This is a genomic window from Variovorax sp. GW458-11-26-14-LB1, assembly GCF_059423965.1.
This window is the reverse complement of the sequence record NZ_JBWKYW010000011.1, coordinates 85,612-103,696: the sequence shown is the minus strand read 5'-3', so window position 1 is coordinate 103,696 and position 18,085 is coordinate 85,612. Positions and strand designations below refer to the sequence as shown.

Genomic DNA, 18,085 nt, shown 5'->3' with positions numbered 1-18,085 from the left:
GGCCGCGCCCTTCGCTCAGACCGGCAGGTCGCCGGCGGCCTTGCCGAGCCACTTCTTGGACATCGCGTCGAGCGTGCCGTCCTTCTTGGCGGCGGCAATGATCTCGTTGACCCGGGTCTTCAATGCGGTTTCGCCCTTGGCGATGCCGATGAAGCAGGGGCTGTCTTTCAGCAGCAGCTTGTACTCGGCGCTCACCTTCGGGTTCTTCGCGAGCATGTCGCCGGCTACCGCCGCGCTGGTGGCGAGGGTCTGCGTCTGGCCGGCCACGAAGGCGGCGATCGTCGCGTTGTTGTCCTCGAAGCGGCGGTAGTCGACGTTCGGCGGCGCCACCTTGTTCAGTTCCTGGTCTTCCATGGCGCCGCGCGTCACGGCGACGGTCTTGCCGGCCATGTCGGCGAAGCTCGTGAGCTTCATGCTCTTGGCCGCATACACGGCCTGGAAGAAGGGCGCGTAGGCCGCGCTGAAGTCGATCACCTTCTCGCGCTCGACGTTCTTGCCGAGCGTGGAGATCACGAGGTCGGCTTTGCGCGTCTGCAGGTAGGGAATGCGGTTGGCGCTGGTCACCGGCACCAGCTCGACCTTCACGCCGAGCTTGGCGGCGACGAGCTGCGCCATCTCGACGTCCAGGCCCTGCGGCTGCATGTTGCGGTCGACTGAGCCGTAGGGCGGGTAGTCGGTGGGCACGGCGATCTTGATCGTCTTGGCCTTGAGCACGTTGTCGAGCGCGTTCTGCGCCTGGGCGGCGCCGGTGGCGGCCAGCAGGGCGACGCTGGCCAGCGCGAGGGCGAAGCGGCGGGTGGCGAAAGAGGTCATAGCAGGGCTCCTAGGTAGGTCGATGAATCGGTGGTGGCGTCGTCGGCGGGCGCGGCCTTGCGGCGGCGCTTCGGCGCGGGGGTGTTGTTCAGCGGTGCGAGCGCATCGCGCAGCTGCGCGAGCGGGTCGGCGGGCGCCTGCACGCGCAGCGCCGACTGCACCGTGCCGATGTGTTTGGCCATCAGCGCCTCGGCGGCGGCGTGGTCGCCGCGCTCCAGCGCCGCGACGATCCGCACGTGGTCTTCGCACGACTGCACCGCGTCGTGCGTGCTCTGGTAGAGCATGGCGATCAGCGTGGTGCGCGCGGTGAAGTCGCGCAGCGTGTCGGCCAGCAACGTGTTGCCCAGGCACTCGGCCAGGCACACATGGAAGTCGCCCAGCAGGAAGCTGCGGTGGCCGACGTCGCTCTCTTTCAGTGCGGCCTTTTCACGCTGCAGGTGCGCCTTCAACTGGCGCAGGGCGGCCTTGTCGATCTTGTCTGTGCTGCGGATGAGCCCGAGCTCGATCACGCGCCGCGCCTCGAAGGCCTCGCGCGCCTCGTCCTGCGAGGGCTCGATGACGAACCAGCCGCGCCGTGCGCTCACCGTGACGATGCCGCGCGCGGCCAGCCGCGTGAGCGCCTCGCGCACGATGGTGCGGCTGCAGTCGAACAGCATCGCCAGCGGCTGCTCGCCCAGGCGCGCGCCGGGCGCGAGCTTCTGCGCCATCACCGCTTCGACGATGCGTGCACTGATTTCGGATGCGGAGATGGCCATAGGCCTGCATATCAGCAGCTTCCGTGCCAACTGGTATGCAAGCCGTGTGCACCGAAATGGGCCGGCCGTGGTGCGCCGGCGGTGCGCGCTACCGCTGGCCGAGTGCGCTGCGGGGCAGGGCCAGCAGCATGAGCAGCGCCGACAGCACCAGCGCGCCGCTCAGCACATACAGGCTGGCCGTGAAGCCGCCCGTGAGCGTCTTGAGCGCGCCCACCATCATCGGCGCCACCAGCCCCGCGCTGCCGCCGATGGTGCTGATGAGCGCAATGCCCGCCGCCGCCGCGCTCTTGGACATGAAGCTGCCGGGAATCGCCCACAGCACGGTGAAAGCGCTCGAGATGCCCATCGACGCCAGCGCCAGGCACAGCACGGCGGCCACGGGGTTGTGCATGAAGAGCGTGGTCAGCGCCAGCCCGGCCGCGCCCGCGAGCGCGCCCAGCGCGAAGTGCCAGCGGCGCTCCTGGTGCCGGTCGGAGTGGCGCCCCACGACGATGTTGGCCGCGATGCCCGCCACGGCGGGAATCACCGAATAGAAGCCGATCTGCAGCACGCTGAGCCCCATCGACTTCAGGATCGTCGGTTGCCAGAACGACAGCGCATAGATGCCCAGGATGATCAGGAAGGACATGAAGCCGATCAGCCACACGCGCCCGTCGCGCATCGCCGCGCCGAAGGTGTGGCGCCCGGTGGCGCCGTGCGCGGCCTGGTCCTCGGCCAGCAGGTGCGCCACGCGCTGCTTCTCGGTCGCCGAGAGCCACGGCGCCTGCGCCGGGCTGTTCGACAGCGTGCGAAAGGCGATGACGCCCAGCAACACGCTCGGCAGCCCTTCGAGCAGGAAGAGCCACTGCCAGCCGCGCAGCGCCAGCACGCCGTCCAGGTAGGTCATCGTGAGCCCGGCGATCGGCCCCGCGACGATGGGCGCCGCGCCGAAGGCCATGAAGAAGAGCGCGGTCGCCTGCGCGCGGCGGCGCGAGGGAAACCACAGCGTCAGGTAGAACAGCACGCCCGGTGCGAAGCCGGCCTCGAACACGCCGATGAGAAAGCGCAGCACGTAGAACTGCGTGGGCGTGGTGGCGAACATCATCGCCGCCGAGGCCAGGCCCCACAGGCCCATGATGCGCAGCAGCGTGGCGCGCACGCCGATCTTCGCGAGCATCAGGTTGCTCGGGATCTCGAACACCGCGTAGCCCAGAAAGAAGATGCCAGCGCCCAGGCCGAACACCGCGTCGCTGAAGCCCAGCTGGTCCTTCATCTGCAGCTGCGCGTAGCCGACGTTGGTGCGGTCCAGGTAGTTCAGCACGTAGCAGGCGCACAGCAGCGGCATCAGCCGCCAGGTGATCTTGCGAAAGAGCGCGGCGTCGTCGCGCGCATCGGCCGAAGCCGGCGTGCGTGCGCCGGCGGCGGCGTCGAGGGTGGCGGTGTTCATCGGTGTGTCTCCTTCTCTTTTTTGTGCGCGTGTTGGCAGGTCAGGCTCGCACGAGCGCGCCGAAGCTGGTTTCGCCCCACAGGTGGCTCGTCGGCGCGCCCGGAAACAGCCAGTGCGGCGAGCACTCGGCCGACGGCACGACGTTGCTGAACCCGTGCAGCGCCGAGGTGCCCGCGAGTGTCTTCTCGAACACCATCGACAGGTACTGGTCGTTGCTGCTCTCCTGCGTGTTGCCGTTGAGGATCACCTCGGCGCCCGTGGCCTGCGCATAGCGGCGGATGCCGTTGTGACGCGACTGCAGCGGCGCCCAGCTGTCGGCGGACACGCCGTTCTCGCTGCTCACGCGCAGGCCGTCGCCCGTGCGGTACACCAGCGAGTGGTTGCCTTCGGTGTGCCCCGGCGTGTGCACCAGCGCGACGCCGGGGCCGAGCTGCAGGCTGCCGTCGAAGGCGACGACGCGTTCGGCCGGCACCCCGTCCAGGCCGTGCGGGCAGTACCACTCCGCCTGCACGGGCAGCAGGCCCTGCACGTTCGCGAGTTCCTGGCGATGCGCCAGCAGCTTCGCGTTCGGCAGCAGGCCCGGCGCGCCCGCGCTGCCGAGCCAGCGGCGCACGTCCTGCGTGTGCAGGTGGTCGTAGGTGATGTGGTCGATCTGCTCGGGCGCGACGCCGCAGCCGGCGAGCGCCTGCAGCACGGTCTGGTAGACCGGCGCGATCGCCTTGTGCAGGAACTTCGGCGTCTGGTCGCTCAGGCGCTTGAAGTAGGGCGTTGCGTTGCCGGCCTCGAAGTCGGCCGGCGTGAAGAGCAGTGTGCGCAGCCGGCCTTCGAAGTCGTCGTACTGGACGAGCACGGTGCGCGCCAGCAGATGCACCATGTGCGGCTTGAGCAGCTGCTGCGAGTACACGCCGGTGAAGGCGAACCACGCGGGGTACGGAATGCGCAGCAGGTTGAAGCTGCGCGCGAAGTGCACGGGCGGCGCATCGAGCAGCCGCTCGCGCAGGGCTTCGGCGCCGTGGCGGATGGCGCGCAGGCGGTCCTGCGGCATGGCGGCGTGGCGCGTGCCGTCGAGCTCGGTGATCTGCGCGAAGCCGGTGGGGTCGGGGTCTCGGGTCATGGTCGTCTCCTGTGTCTGGATGCGTGGGCTTCCGGGTGCGTCGCTCAGTACATCGAGCGCCCTCCGGAGATATCGAACACCGCCCCGGTGCTGAACGAGCACTCGTCCGAGGCCAGCCACGCGGCCATCGCCGCCACCTCGTCGACGTCGACAAAGCGCCCCATCGGCACGCGCGAGAGCAGGGCGGTGCGCAGCTGTTCGCGGTGCTCGGCGGGCACGTCCGCGAAGACGGCCGTGTCGGCCGCCGACGGCGTGATGCAGTTCACCAGCACGCCCGACGACGCCAGCTCCTTGCCGAGCGACTTGGTCAGCGCGATGAGCCCGGCCTTCGAGGCCGAGTAGGCGGCGTTGAAGCCATTGCCTTCCTTGCCCGCGACCGAGGCGATGTTGACGATGCGCCCGCGCCGCTGCGCCAGCATCAGCGGCGCGACGGCGCGGCAGCACAGCCAGGCGCCCGTGAGGTTGATGTCGAGCACGTGGCGCCATTGCGCGGGCGTGTGCTCCCACGCGGGCACGGTCGGTCCGAGCACGCCCGCGTTGTTGACGAGGATGTCGACGCGGCCGAAGCGCTCCTGGGACTGCGAGGCCGCGTGGGCGATCTGGTCTTCGTCGCGCACGTCGACCAACGCTGTGACCACGGTGCCCAGCGGCGCCAGTTGCGCCATGGCCTCCGCCAGCGTCGCGGCCTCGACGTCCCACAGCGCGACGCTCGCGCCGTTCGCGAGGCAGCGCCGCGCGATGGCCAGGCCGATGCCGCGCGCACCGCCGGTCACGATCGCATGGCGTCCTTCGAGCGGCCGGGCGAGCGTGCCGGTCATGCCGTGGCGGCCTCGGCCCGCGGGGCGGTTTGGCCGAGCAGGCCGGCGACCAGCCCGCCCACCATCTCCGGGGGCACGCCCACCAGCAGCTGGCGCAGCATCGTCAGCGTGTCGAAGTAGACGCGCTCGCACACCAGCCGGTCGCCCTCGAAGATGAAGAAGGCGTTCATGCGGCAGCGAAAGCTGTTGCCCGTCGGCGGCAGGCCCTTGAGCGGGCCGCGGTGCGTGCCGAGCAGCCAGAACTCCACGATCACCGAATCGTCGGCATGGCGCAGCTGGATGATCTCGTGGCGCTGGTCGGGGAAGGCGCGGCGCGTGTCGGTGTAGTACTGGCGCACGTCGGCGATGCCGTCGTGCACCTCGCCGCTGGGAATCAGCTCGTAGTGCGGGTGCGGGAAGGTGCCGAGCACCGCGTCGAAGTCCTGGCGGGTCTCGTCGGCGAAATGGTCGAGCACGAGGCGCTCGCGGCGGGCTTGCAGGTCGGTCAGTGTGGTCATCGGGGTGTGCTCCATGCGACAGGGGTGACGGGGGACATCGGGTTGCCGCGAATGCGTCGACCCGGGTGGCCTGCGTACTATCGACAGCGCCTCGAAGCCAGACTGTCCGGTGTTGGCAATCGAGGCCCCGGACAAACCCGCGATGCCACGCTCTTCCCCTTCTTCCAGCGCCAGCCCCGCCGAGCCGGACGCGCAGCCTTCGCCCGTGCACAACAGCGACATGCGGCTGGCCGACGACGTGCAGCAGCGCCTGCTCGCGGTGGCGCACCGGCGCACGCTGGTGCGCGGCGAATCGCTGTTCCACAAGGGCTCATCGCCCGACGCGCTGTTCGGCGTGGTCAGCGGCTCGTTGCGCGTGAGCGTGGTGGCGTCGGGCGGGCGCGAGGCGGTGATCGCGATGCTCGAGCCGGGCCACTGGTTCGGCGAGGTCTCGCTGCTGGTGGGGCGCGAGCGCGTCTACGACACCTGCGCCGTCGACACCACCGAGATGGCCGTGGTCGCGGCGGCCGACTTCCACCGGCTGGTGGCTGACCATCCCGACGTGCACATGGCCTTCACCCGGCTTGTGTGCCTGCGGCTGCGCCAGGCGCTGGCCTGGATCGACGACGTGATCCTGATGCCGCTGCCCGTGCGGCTGGCGCACCGGCTGCTCACGCTGGACGCGCGCGCGGTCGCGCCGGCGCAGGACGGTGGCGGCACGCTGCTGGGCGTGTCGCAGGAAGACCTGTCGTTCATGCTTGGCGTGTCGCGCCAGAGCGTGAACCGCCAGCTCAAGCTGTGGGAGGAAGACGGCACGCTGCGTGTGCGCTACCGCAGCATCGAGCTGCTCGACCGCGCGCAGCTGGAGCGGCACGCGGCCACGCCGCGCTGAACGCCAGCGGGGGTCAGTCCATCCGCGCGCCGGAGGCCTTCACCGCCTTGTCCCAGCGCGGCGTTTCCGTCGCGAGGAAGCGTGCGAAGTCTTCGCTGCCCAGGTAGGCCGGGTCCGCGCCCTGGCTCACCATGCGCTCGCGCACCTCGGGGCTGGTCAGCACCTGCCTGAACGCATCGCTGAGCTTGGCGACCACGTCCTTGGGCGTGTCCTTCGGTGCCAGGAAACCGTAGAAGCCCACCACCTCGAAGCCCTTGACGCCCGACTCGATGACGGTCGGCACGTCGGGCAGCGCGGGGTTGCGCTCGCGGCTGGTCACGGCCAGCGCGCGCACCTTGCCCTGCTTGTGATAATTGGCGGCCTGCGGAATCGATTCGGCCATGAACTGCACCTGCCCGCCCATCAGGTCGGTGAAGGCCGGCGCGCTGCCGCGGTAGGGGATGTGCACCATGAAGAGGCCGGTCGCGGTCTTGAACATCTCGGGCACGAGGTGGCTGATGCCGCCGTTGCCCGCCGAACCGTAGTTGACCTGGCCCGGCCGCGCCTTGGCGTAGTCGATGAACTGCTTGAGGTTCTGCACCGGCAGCTTGGGCGTGACCAGGAGCGCGAGCGGCTGCATCGCGGTGCGCGCGATCGGAACGAAGTCGCGCTGCGTGTTGTAGGGCAGCTTGCTGTAGAGCGCGCCGTTGATCACCGCCACCCCGGTGTTGGCCAGCACCAGCGTGTAGCCGTCGGCCGGGCTCTTGGCGACGAAGTCGGCACCGACCGAACCGCCCGCGCCGGGCTTGTAGTCGACGATCAGCGGCTGGCCGAGCACGGCCTGCAGCTTGTCGGTCAACAGGCGCGCATGCTGGTCGAGCGGGCCGCCGGCCGGAAAGCCGATGACGACCTTGATCGGCTTGTCGGGGTAGGCGGCCAGGGCCGCCGTGGTGCCTAACGCGCCGAATGCGCCGAACGCGCCGAGGGCGAAAGAAAGGACCGCCGATGCGGTCCGGGTGGGCTTGCTCATGATCCGTCTCCTTTTTTGTGGAGACGATCATAAGCAGCGCGGTCAGCTCGCCAGCGTGGCCTTCAGCGTGATCTCGGGCACGCTCGCCAGCGCCTTCGACAGCGGGCAGCCGGCCTTGGCGGCGGCGGCGATTTCCTGGAACTTCGCTTCGTCGAGGTTCGGCACGGCCGCGTCCAGTTCGAGCTGGATGCGGTCGATCTTGAAACCGGCGCCGTCCTTGGCCAGCCGCACGGCGGCCTTGGTGTCGATGCGCGTCGCGGTCAGGCCCGCCGCTTCCAGCGCGAAGGCGAAGGCCATCGTCAGGCAGGCCGCATGGGCCGCGCCGACGATTTCCTCGGGGTTGGTGCCGCGCCGGTCGTCTTCGAAGCGGCTGGCGAAGCCGTAGGGATAGTCCTTGAGGGCGCCGGTCTCGGTGCTGACCAGGCCTTTGCCGGTCTTGCCGGCGCCTTCCCAATGAACGCTTGCGTGCTTGTCTGCTGCCATGGACATTCCTTCAGTCAGGTGGAGGGTGGATCGGAGGGAGAACCGCAGGTATCGCTCCGAAATCCGCGCCTGTCTGTAGTCGCAGAGCGCATCGCATCGGGGGCCGACGTCAGCCGCCGTGCACGCCCCAGGTGCTGCGCTTGAGCTGTCCGCGGACCTCGCCGCCCGGCCAGGCCTGGGTCGACACGCTGACGTACCAGAGGCCGGCCATCAGGTCGGCCATCTGCGCGGGCGTCAACCGGCTCGTGCCGGTCCGCTCGTAGCCGGCGCCGGTGCCGTCGTTGCGCGGCTCCCCCTCGCTGGGCAGCGGCAGCTGGATCGCCAGCGGGCCATTGCTGCCCGTGGCGGCGGGGCCGTAGAAGCCGACGACCGTCGCCGGCCCGCTCAGGCGTGCGGCGTTCACGCGCCATTCGAACACCCCGGTGGCCAGCGTCAGCGTGCCGGCCGCCGAGCCGCCGGCCTTGCCCTTGTGCGGCGGGACCACGTCCTCGGTCCCGAGCCAGCAGTCGGCCACGAACCATGTCGGCGGTTCCTTGGACGGCTGGTCCGTCGCGGGGGCCGACATGCCGAACCGGGGGACCCGCGAGCAGCCCGCCGCGGCCAGGGCGGCCAGTGCGGCACCGAAGAGGGCGATGCGTCGGCGCAGGGGAGTGCGGGCGGGGTCAGGCATGGCAGACAGGTACGGGTGAAGCGGAGCCCGCACGATAGCCGATGCGCTGTGCCTACCCGACGTACGAAGAATGGGCGTCGCCAAGGTGACGCCCCGGGGGCTTCCCCGATGGGAGCGGCGGCCGGTGCGGCTTAGGCTGGCGCATTGCGCCTTTTCGCACCGCTTTCTTTCCCCTCTCCTTCCTCCTCCTTTGCCTGTTCACAGACCATGCAACCACGCCCGCATTACAAGTTCTGGCCCAAGCGCCTCCCGCATTCGATCACCGTCCCCGCGACCTCGCTGTGGCACAACCTGGCCACCTCGGCGGCGCGCTACCCCGACAAGGCCGCGCTGGTCTTCTTCGGCCGCGTGCTGAGCTACCGCGACGTGGCCGACCAGGTCGAGCGGCTGGCCGGCACGCTGCATGCGCTGGGCGTGCAGCGCGGCGACCGCGTGGTGCTGAACATGCAGAACTGCCCGCAGCTGGTGATCGCGCATTTCGCCATCCTGCGCGCCAACGCCGTCGTGGTGCCGGTCAACCCGATGAACCGGGCCGAAGAGCTCAAGCACTACATCGTCGACCCCGACGCCAAGGTGGCGATCACCACCGGCGACCTCGCGGCCGAGCTGGCCAAGGCCAGCGACGCACTGCCGCCCGAGCAGCGCCTGTCGCACCTCATCGTGAGCCAGTTCACCGACGCCTTCGATGCCGGCGTGACCGGCGACGACGCCCCCGCGCCGGCCTGGGCCGACTGGCTCGGCACGCGCCACCCGCTGCCCGCGCTGGCCGACGGCCAGGTCATGGCGTGGACCGACGCGCTCGCGGCCGGCCACCCGGCCCCCGCACACGTGGTGGGCGCCAACGACATGGCGCTGCTGCCCTACACCAGCGGCACCACCGGCCTGCCCAAGGGCTGCGTGCACCACCATTCGAGCCTCATGCACAACGCGATGGCCGGCCAGCTCTGGGGCCAGGCCACGTCGGAGGCGGTGGTGCTGGCCGTGGTGCCGATGTTCCACATCACCGGCGTGGTGAGCATGATGCACACCTCGATCCTCGCGGCGGCCACGCTGGTCATCATGCCGCGCTGGGACCGCGACGTGGCGGGCCGGCTCATCTCGCGCTGGAAGGTCACGAGCTGGACCAACATCCCCACCATGGTCATCGACCTCATGGCCAGCCCCAACTTCGCGAGCTACGACCTCACGAGCATGACCCACATCGGCGGCGGCGGCGCCGCCATGCCGCAGGCCGTGGCGCAGCGCCTGTTCGAGCAGTACGGCCTGAAGTACCAGGAGGGCTACGGCCTCACCGAGACCGCAGCGCCCTCGCACACCAACCCCTCGGACCACCCCAAGCAGCAGTGCCTGGGCATCCCGTTCATGAGCACCGACGCGCGCGTGGTCGACCCCGACACATTGCAAGAGATGCCCATCGGCGAGTCGGGCGAGATCATCATCCACGGCCCCGAGGTGTTCCAGGGCTACTGGAAGCGCCCCGACGCCACCAAGTCCGCCTTCGTCGAGTTCGAGGGCAAGCGCTTCTTCCGCTCGGGCGACATGGGCCGCATGGACGAGGAGGGCTACTTCTTCATCACCGACCGCCTCAAACGCATGATCAACGCGAGCGGCTTCAAGGTGTGGCCGGCCGAGGTCGAGCTGCTGATGTTCCGCCACCCCGCGATCCAGGAGGCCTGCGTCATCTCGACCAAGGACGACTACCGCGGCGAATCGGTCAAGGCCGTGGTGGTGCTGCGCGCCACGCACAAGGACACGACCGAGCAGCAGATCATCGACTGGTGCCGCGAGAACATGGCGGTCTACAAGATTCCGCGCAAGGTGGAGTTCGTCGATGCGCTGCCCAAGAGTGGCAGCGGCAAGGTGATGTGGCGTTTGCTGCAGGAGAAGGAAGGCACGGCGGCCTGAGCCGTCGCCCTTGTCCTTGCTAGGGCTGGCGGGCGTAGCGCCCCGGCGCCTGGCCCACATGGCGGCTGAACGCCGTGCTGAACGTGCTGGCCGAGCTGTAGCCGACGCGCGCGGCCACCTCCGCCGGCGCACAGCCGCCGCGGCGCAGCAGGTCCTTGGCGAGCGCCATGCGCCACGCCAGCAGGTATTCCATCGGCGGCAGGCCCACGGCGCGCGAGAAGCGCTCGAAGAACGCGGAGCGTGCGGGCCGAAGGGGAGAAGTTAAAGTCACACGACGCTTTCGATTGCCACGCGTAGCAGTCGTCAGGCAAGCCAGAAACTACCCCACGGCCGCAAGATTCATAGGTAGCTCGACGGTTCCTCATTCCAGTCCGATATCAACCACTTAGCCTCGATAGTGGAAGGCAGCAGTTCTCGGAGAGCCTGTACCTTCGACTCCATCAATGCTCGCTCTCCTTTCATGGCCGCCAACACCGCGATATCTGCACCGACCTCTTTCGCTGCGGCAGCAAGGTCTTCAATGTCAGATTTCGCAATGAGTTCGCTACCCGCTTTCACCTCACCGATGGTGAATTTGCCATCCATGACGCAGACCAAGTCGAGTTCGCGATCAGCGCGACCGCCTTGGTTTTCAGGGTAGTCGCGATAGAGGGCGGTTTGCGGGACATATATGAAGGAGTTTTTAGCTTGCTGCTGCAGGGCACCAAGAGCCCAGGCGACAGTTAACGTATCGTGCTCGCGAAGGCACGTAGCGAAAAATTCGTTCATGCGGAAGTCAAGAGAAATATCGACGGGAAGCGGGTGCTCGTGACCACAGACTTCACAGGGCATTTTTTCTTTCAATGCTTCCACGCCTAGCCAATTGCGGTGACGGCATTCCCTGCAACTCCATTCGTGGCCGCGGTACATGACGCTGCGCTCGAAAAGATAACTTAGCGACCGCTTCAGCTCATCCTCGCGCTCGCCGAGCATCTCTTCCCTGCGTTGCTTCAAGTCGTCGGCGCTCTCGATTGCCGCTGTAAGTTCCTCTGTCCATGCCGCCAAGAGCTTGTCGTAGCGCGTCCGTTGACGTGGCACCTTTAGCCTGCTTGCCTTCTGTACGATTCGCTGCGCTAGGTTCTGCCAACCGGCTTCATCGTCGATCACCAATTTTCCGTCTCGTGCTCGCATACGGAGTTGAATATCCTTGATCACCTCATCGCGTTGGCTTTGCGCTGGAGCCGCCATACCTTCGAACTGCTTGCGCCAGAAGTGCGTGCTCATCGTGCGCTCGATGTCACTTAATGACCCGAACATCCCAATCAGGCCCTGAAGGTAGCTCCCCTTGTCAGAGGACTCGGCGTATTTATAGGGAGCCTCCTTAATTTGCCACCTCCGCAAGTCTCGGTGCTCAAAGTAGCCCTTTTCTGTCAAGAGACTCTGAAAGACGACGCTATCTTCGGGTTGTTTGATCTCCAGTGCGCGTGAGTCAATCGTGACCGGCAACGAGACGACTCCGAAACCTTTCAATCTGGCGCCATCAGCTTCACAGAAGTAGCGAACCAACTGATGTCTGCTCGGCAGCGACCAAGCCTCGCGAATATTGCTGAAACGGCCGGTATCGTTCAAGCGGTCGATTGACAAGTCGACGAACCATGCGCCCAGAGAAAATATCGGGTGCAGGCCCCTGCAATAGGAAAGCTGCATCGGCTGCGGAGCGTTCAACGCTACGGTAGAGCCGGAAATCACTGTTTCCACCGTAGCCGGTCCATTTCTGAAGTAGTTGAAGGCCATCCGGCCGCCTACTGCATCTGACGGACAGCAATCTTCTGTCGATGAAATCGCTGCAAACGTGACAGTGGATCTCGATGCTTCTCGCAAGCGGGCCACGAACTCCTCGAGGTCGGTAGCGTTGATCGATTGAGATCTGACGAAAACACGAGGCGGTCCATTTGTGCTTGCGATCCAGTTGGCATTGCGCAAAAAATAGCCGATCCTCGCGGTTTTCTCGGCATCGACTGCGGAAGCTGCTGGAACTCTCAGCGTCTTGTAACGCTGGTTCTGCGCGTCTTCGAATAGAAGGCCTGCATTCCAGCAGGAGACGCGATCTTCAAAGGCGTCACCGACCACCAAGCAGAAGCCTTCAGTCCATTGATGTTCGAGTCTGTGTGGTTGCGCGCGAAGGTTTGACAGTTGCCCAAGCGTCGCTAATCCGCGACGGCTCCCCAAGCTTTCGAGAGCGGCGTAGGCATCTTGTACCTCGTCTCCGTCGATAGACCGAAAGTGCCACCGATCCGCGGGGGGATTCTCCGGTGTCAAGAGAAGGCTGCGCAAACCAATCTGCTGATTCATTGGGAATCCATTCACGCTGCCCGAGAGGGTTCCGAAGTTGTCTTTGATGAGTCCATCGTCGACCCACACTGGATAGCAATCCAGAATTTGTGTAGGAGGTGCAGGCTGAAATCCGGAAACGGTTTTCAGAAAAGGCAACCAGGAGAGTGCGGTAAGGCCCACTGGTCTCTCGACGCCGATCCTCGGATGCGCTTCTGGTCGATCTCGATGACGTTGCTGTTCGAGCAGCACGGTATCGCTCAGAAGGGCGTTCAGCTCCTGGACTAACCCGCCGTTGTCGTAGGTAAGCAGCACCACGAAGTCTGGATCGAGCAAGCGCAGCCAGGCCTTGAATCGCGCCGAGATCTGACCGTCCGTCAACGGAACGATCAGAGATTGCCGGCCACCATCGCGGCTGAAGCAGTGCGAGAAAATCGCATCGAGCCAAGCGTGTGCGTCAATGCCATCCTCCAGCACGTAGGCGACGCGAAGGGCACGTGGGGTTGCTCTAATTTTCGGCTCGGGCTTGTTCATGGCGCATCCTACTTAAGTCGAGGAAATTTGACGCCATAGACCGATGGACGCGCGGCGTGGCTTCGCGGGCGAGTCGGGTGGTGATTGCTGCCGAAAATTGACCCAGCTAACGCAGTAATTTCCGTCTAAGACGTGACCCACGCAAAACCGTCCCCTGCACATTCTTAAATCAGAGATCCGAGAAGTGATAGACGCGGCGACCTTGAGTGTCATCGGACACCGGACTCCTGCGCGAGCAGATGCCCATTTGCGAGATAGCCTGGCTTGCAGGCATGTCTCGCAATACCGTAAAGAAGTACCCGGGAGGCGGCGACGCTAGGCGGACGAGCTCAAACAAGCTCGATCCCTGCGCTAGGAAGCTCGCGACTTGGCTTGCGACTGAGGCAACCAAAACGCGGAAATAGCGGTGCGATCTGCGGCAGATCCACCCACCCAGCCTAACAAGGAGAACGCCAAGCACCTATCCCCACCGTAAGGCCTTCAGCTCAAATCAGCATTCAATGGAAATCTAGGGTAGGAGACCGGCGGAATTCAACACACGGGTGCCCGAAGCAAGAGGCAGGGCAGCACTGCAGCCTTTTTGCTTAAAATGAGAATAATTCTTATTTGTAGGCGGAGCCCCCGCCGCCGTGCCGCCCGCCATGTCCGCTGCCGAAGCCGCCTTCCAGCAAGTCCACACCCTCTACAGCGACCACCACGGCTGGCTGCAGTCGTGGCTGCGCAAGAAGCTCGGCAACTCGTGCGACGCGGCCGACCTGGCGCAGGACACCTTCGCGCGGCTGCTGACGGCGCGCAACCCCGAGGTCATCGTGCAGCCGCGCGCCTACCTCACGAGCGTGGCCAAGAACATCCTCGTGAACTGGTACCAGCGCCAGGCGCTGGAGCGGGCCTACCTCGAGGCGCTGGCCGTCATGCCCGAGCCCGAGGCGCCGTCGCCCGAGCAGCGGCTGGTGATCCTGCAGACGCTGCACGAGATCGACGCCATGCTCGACGCCCTCAAACCGCTCGCCCGCCGGGCCTTCCTGCTGTCGCAGCTGGACGGCATGAAGTACGAGGACATCGCGCGCGAGCTGGGCGTGTCGCTGGTCACGGTCAAGCGCTACATGCAGCAGGGCTTCCGGGGCTGCCTGGCGGTGATGGCATGAGCGCCGCGCCGGGCCGCCCCAAGCAAGCGCGCGCCGAAGTGCGAAGCACGAAGGCATTCTGATGAGCGCGATGAATTTCGAAACGTCAGCACTTGCGCCTCGCGTGCTTGACGAAGCCGCCGAATGGCTGATGCGGCTGCACGACAGCGCCGTCACCGACGAAGACCGCCGCGCCTGCGAGCGCTGGCGCCAGAGCCACCCCGACCACGCCCGCGCCTGGGCACGCGCCGAGCAGCTGATGAACAAGCTCGGCGGCCTGCCGCCGGCGCTGGCGATGTCTTCGCTCGCGCGGCCCGCGCGCGGCAACGCGAACAACCGCCGCGCCACCCTCGGCCGGCTGGCCGCGCTGCTGGCGGCCGTGCCCGCCGGCTGGCTCGGCTGGCAGGCGGTCGAGATGGCGGGCGAGCGCGGCTGGATGGCCGGGCACCGCACCGCCACCGGCGAGCGCCGCGAACTGCGGCTGGCCGACGGCAGCCGCCTCACGCTCAACACCGCCAGCGCGGTCGATGTGCATTTCGACGGCACGCAGCGCCGCGTGGTGCTGCAGGCGGGCGAGATCTTCATCGCCACCGCGCCCGACCCCGCCGCCGCGCACCGCCCGTTCCGCGTGGCCAGCGCCGGCGGCACGCTGGAGGCCCTGGGCACGCGCTTCAGCGTGCGCAAGGAGGCGGGCGGCGTCACCCACATCGCCGTGCTCGAAGGCGCGGTGCGCATCACGCCCGAGCGCGCCGCCGCGCGCGTGCTGCCGGCGGGGCAGCAGGCCCGCTTCACGGCCGACGGCATCGACGACTTCCGCCCGGCGGACGCCTCGGTGCTGGCGTGGACCCAAGGCATGCTGCTGGCCGACGGCATGCGGCTGGCCGACTTCGCCGCCGAGCTGTCGCGCTACCGCCCCGGCCTGCTGCAGTGCGACGCGGCGGTGGCCGAGCTGCGCGTCTCGGGCGCTTTTCCGCTGGCCGACACCGACGGCGTGCTGCGCATGCTGGTGTCGACCTACCCGGTGGATGCGGCCACGCGCCTGCGCGGCTACTGGGTCACGCTCGTGCCGCGCGCGGCACCCGAAGAGCGCGCGACGGGCGCTTCGAAAAATATATCGATCCGGGGGTGAGACTTTTTTTCGTTTCGGCTGGCAAGGAGGGTGAAGAACCCACCGTTGCCCAACCGAAAGGCCCGTCTCCATGTCTGCACCCCGCCCGTCCGCCTTGCGCCCGTTCGCAGAGCGCCGCCTGAACACCGTCCTTCGCCATGCCCTGATGGCGCTTGCCCTCGGCGGCCTGGCCGGCGCAGGAGGGCCGGCCTTCGCGCAGGCGTCGTCGTCCTCGCTTGACGCCGCCGCGCCCCGCGCCTACGACATTCCCGCCGGCCCGCTGGGCCGCACGCTCGCCGCCTTCGCGGCCGGCAACGGCATCGCGCTGTCGTTCGACCCCGCGCTCACGCAGGGGCGCAGCAGCCCCGCGGTGGCCGGCCGCTACACCGCGCGCGAAGCCATCGAGCGCCTGCTCGCGGGCAGCGGCCTGCAGGTGGTGGCGCGCACCGACGGCAGCTACACGCTGCACCGCCGCGAGGCCGGCGCACCTGTTGCGGGGCAGGGCGGCATCGACACGCTCTCGCCCGTCACCGTCACGGCCGAGGCCGACCGCAGCGGCACCACCGAAGGAACCGGCAGCTACACCACGCGCGCCACGGCGGCGGCCACGGGGCTGGCGCTCTCGCCGCGCGAGACGCCGCAGTCGGTCACCGTCATCACGCGCCAGCAGATCGACGACCAGAACCTGCTGTCGCTCGGCCAGGCCATGCAGAGCGTGCCCGGCGTGTTCTCGGTGAGCTCCGACAGCGACCGCACCGACCTGTACGCGCGCGGCTTCTACATCGACAACTACCAGTACGACGGCGTGCCGACCACGGTCACCACCGACTTCTTCGGCGCCTCCACCAACGACCCGGTGCTGTACGACCGCATCGAGGTCGTGCGCGGCTCGACGGGGCTGCTCACCGGCGCGGGCAACCCCTCGGCCTCGGTGAACCTGGTGCGCAAGCACGCCGACAGCAAGGTGTTCGCCGGCAACGCGTCGCTCGCGCTGGGTTCGTGGAACCTGCGCCGCGGCACGGTCGACCTGCAGACGCCGGTGACGAAAGACGGCCGCGTGCGCGCCCGCCTCATCGGCATGACGGAAGACCGCGACTCCTTCATCGACATGTACCACGGCCGCAAGCACGTGCTGTACGGCGTGGTCGATGCCGACCTCACGCCCAGCACCACGCTGAGCGTGGGCATCGAGTCGCAGGCCACGCGGCCCACCTCGTCGACCTGGGGCGGCCTGCCGCTGACCTTCAGCGACGGCACAGCCACGCGCTGGGACCGCTCCAAGACCGTCGGCACACCGTGGACCCACTGGGACGCGACCACCACCACCGCCTTCGCGAACCTCACGCACCAGTTCGACAACGGCTGGAAGCTCAAGGCCAACGGCTCGCACCGGCAGAGCAAGCAGAACGCCAAGCTGCTGTACCTCTACGGCGACCTCGACCGCCTCACCGGCACCGGCCTGGGCTCGCTGCCCGGTTACTTCGAGCACCAGTTCCGCCAGAACAGCCTCGACCTGCAGGCCACCGGCCCGTTCACGTTGCTGGGGCGCACGCACGAACTCGTGGTGGGTGTCAGCAACAGCCAGTCGCGCTACGTGGAGGCGAGCCATCCGCGCACCAGCGCGTTGCCCGACACCGGCAACTTCTACGACTGGAACGCTGCGTCGTACCCCGAGCCGGGCTGGGACCCGCTGAAGGTCTCGGCCATCACCAAGACGCGCCAGACCGGCTACTACGGCGCCGCGCGCCTGTCGCTGGCCGATTCGCTCAAACTCATCGTGGGCGGGCGCCAGAACAGCTGGCGCTCCACGCGCCTGACCGCCGACGCACCGGCCACGCGCAAGCACGAGGTGTTCACGCCCTACGCGGGCCTGGTGTACGACCTGAGCGAGAACTACTCGGTGTACGCGAGCTACACCGACATCTTCCAGCCGCAGAGCTACCGCGACGCCGGCGGCGCGTACCTCGACCCGGTGACCGGCAAGAGCTACGAGATCGGCCTCAAGGGCGAGCACCTGAATGGCAAGCTCAACACCTCCATCGCCGTCTTTCGCGCCGAGCAGGAGAACGTGGCGCAGCGCGACGGCACCAAGCTCGTGCCCAACTCGAGCGAAGGCGCCTACTACGGCGCGCGCGGCGTGACCAGCAAGGGCATCGAGCTGCAGGTGTCGGGCGAGCTGGCCCCGGGCTGGCAGCTGAACGCGGGCATCGCGCGCACGCTGGGCCGCGAAGGCAACGGCAACCGCATCAACACCGCCATGCCGACCACGCAGGCCACGCTGTTCACCACCTACCGGTTGCCCGGCGCGTGGCACCGGCTCACGCTGGGCGGCGGCGTCAACTGGCAGAACCGCACCTCCTACGCGTACAGCGTGGGCGATGTCGACCTGCGCTACCAGCAGGGCTCGCGCGCGGTCGTGAGCCTGATGGCGCGCTACGCCTTCACGCCCAAGCTGGCGCTGCAGCTGAACATCGAGAACCTCTTCGACAAGAAGTACTACAGCAACATCGACGGGCAGGCCTACTTCGGCACGCCGCGCAATGCGGTGGCGACGCTGAGCTACGCGTTCTGACCGGGAAAGAGCGGGGGGCATGACCCTTTTTTCGTTCTCGTTTGTCATGTAGGGGAGGGGCGCATGTCCGCGCCCC

General features: G+C 67.6%; 15 protein-coding genes and 1 pseudogene. 5 read left to right on the top strand and 11 right to left on the bottom strand.

Features of this window, described 5'->3' with window-relative positions; all coding sequences use genetic code 11:
• Positions 1-15: 15 nt before the first annotated feature.
• From AC07YS_RS10510 to AC07YS_RS10485, 6 genes are all read right to left on the bottom strand, one after another.
• On the bottom strand, positions 16-813 hold the full coding sequence (locus tag AC07YS_RS10510) for a transporter substrate-binding domain-containing protein (RefSeq protein ID WP_495268384.1): 798 nt from the start codon (positions 811-813) through the stop codon (positions 16-18).
• Positions 810-1,568, bottom strand: coding sequence for a GntR family transcriptional regulator (locus tag AC07YS_RS10505; protein ID WP_495268383.1), 759 nt, complete (start codon positions 1,566-1,568; stop codon positions 810-812). The genes AC07YS_RS10510 and AC07YS_RS10505 overlap by 4 nt, the downstream gene beginning before the upstream one ends.
• 88 nt (positions 1,569-1,656) lie before the next feature.
• Positions 1,657-2,994, bottom strand: coding sequence for an MFS transporter (locus AC07YS_RS10500; protein WP_495268382.1), 1,338 nt, complete (start codon positions 2,992-2,994; stop codon positions 1,657-1,659).
• Positions 2,995-3,034: 40 nt separating this feature from the next.
• Positions 3,035-4,108, bottom strand: a complete 1,074-nt coding sequence (locus AC07YS_RS10495; RefSeq protein WP_495268381.1) for an MBL fold metallo-hydrolase — start codon at positions 4,106-4,108, stop codon at positions 3,035-3,037.
• A 44-nt stretch (positions 4,109-4,152) separates the two neighbouring features.
• Positions 4,153-4,926, bottom strand: coding sequence for an SDR family NAD(P)-dependent oxidoreductase (locus AC07YS_RS10490; RefSeq protein WP_495268380.1), 774 nt, complete (start codon positions 4,924-4,926; stop codon positions 4,153-4,155).
• The gene (locus AC07YS_RS10485; RefSeq protein WP_223301409.1) at positions 4,923-5,423 is read right to left on the bottom strand and encodes an ester cyclase; all 501 of its coding nucleotides are present in this window, start codon (positions 5,421-5,423) and stop codon (positions 4,923-4,925) included. The genes AC07YS_RS10490 and AC07YS_RS10485 overlap by 4 nt, the downstream gene beginning before the upstream one ends.
• Before the next feature lie 142 nt (positions 5,424-5,565).
• Here AC07YS_RS10485 and AC07YS_RS10480 point away from each other — a divergent pair, with 142 nt between their 5' ends.
• Positions 5,566-6,294, top strand: a complete 729-nt coding sequence (locus tag AC07YS_RS10480; RefSeq protein WP_492742436.1) for a Crp/Fnr family transcriptional regulator — start codon at positions 5,566-5,568, stop codon at positions 6,292-6,294.
• Between the two features lie 13 nt (positions 6,295-6,307).
• On the opposite strand, the gene AC07YS_RS10475 is transcribed toward AC07YS_RS10480, so the two are convergent.
• The 3 genes from AC07YS_RS10475 to AC07YS_RS10465 form a co-directional block, all read right to left on the bottom strand.
• Positions 6,308-7,303: a Bug family tripartite tricarboxylate transporter substrate binding protein gene (locus AC07YS_RS10475; RefSeq protein ID WP_139705721.1), complete on the bottom strand. Its 996-nt coding sequence runs from the start codon at positions 7,301-7,303 to the stop codon at positions 6,308-6,310.
• Between the two features lie 42 nt (positions 7,304-7,345).
• A complete protein-coding gene (locus AC07YS_RS10470; RefSeq protein ID WP_062475918.1) occupies positions 7,346-7,786 on the bottom strand; it encodes an OsmC family protein in 441 nt (146 codons plus the stop codon).
• Between the two features lie 109 nt (positions 7,787-7,895).
• Entirely contained in the window at positions 7,896-8,456 is a 561-nt protein-coding gene (locus AC07YS_RS10465; RefSeq protein WP_495268379.1) for a CHRD domain-containing protein, read from the bottom strand.
• A gap of 207 nt (positions 8,457-8,663) precedes the next feature.
• Between AC07YS_RS10465 and AC07YS_RS10460 the strand changes: the two genes are divergently transcribed.
• Complete coding sequence (locus tag AC07YS_RS10460) at positions 8,664-10,361, top strand: long-chain fatty acid--CoA ligase (RefSeq protein ID WP_062475913.1); 1,698 nt, start codon at positions 8,664-8,666, stop codon at positions 10,359-10,361.
• Positions 10,362-10,380: 19 nt separating this feature from the next.
• Here AC07YS_RS10460 and AC07YS_RS10455 read toward each other — a convergent pair.
• Both AC07YS_RS10455 and AC07YS_RS10450 read right to left on the bottom strand, forming a co-directional pair.
• Positions 10,381-10,605 (bottom strand): annotated as a pseudogene (locus AC07YS_RS10455) (helix-turn-helix transcriptional regulator); the annotation flags it as partial.
• 95 nt (positions 10,606-10,700) lie between these two features.
• Positions 10,701-13,205, bottom strand: coding sequence for a hypothetical protein (locus AC07YS_RS10450; RefSeq protein ID WP_495268378.1), 2,505 nt, complete (start codon positions 13,203-13,205; stop codon positions 10,701-10,703).
• Between the two features lie 641 nt (positions 13,206-13,846).
• On the opposite strand from AC07YS_RS10450, the gene AC07YS_RS10445 reads away from it, so the two are divergent.
• From AC07YS_RS10445 to fhuE, 3 genes are all read left to right on the top strand, one after another.
• Positions 13,847-14,350, top strand: a complete 504-nt coding sequence (locus AC07YS_RS10445; protein WP_070062515.1) for a sigma-70 family RNA polymerase sigma factor — start codon at positions 13,847-13,849, stop codon at positions 14,348-14,350.
• A gap of 61 nt (positions 14,351-14,411) precedes the next feature.
• A complete protein-coding gene (locus AC07YS_RS10440; RefSeq protein ID WP_495268377.1) occupies positions 14,412-15,458 on the top strand; it encodes a FecR domain-containing protein in 1,047 nt (348 codons plus the stop codon).
• A 70-nt stretch (positions 15,459-15,528) separates the two neighbouring features.
• Positions 15,529-18,009 carry a ferric-rhodotorulic acid/ferric-coprogen receptor FhuE gene (gene fhuE, locus AC07YS_RS10435; protein ID WP_492684434.1) on the top strand — a complete coding sequence of 827 codons (2,481 nt, stop codon included), beginning with the start codon at positions 15,529-15,531 and terminating at the stop codon, positions 18,007-18,009.
• Positions 18,010-18,085 lie beyond the last annotated feature (76 nt).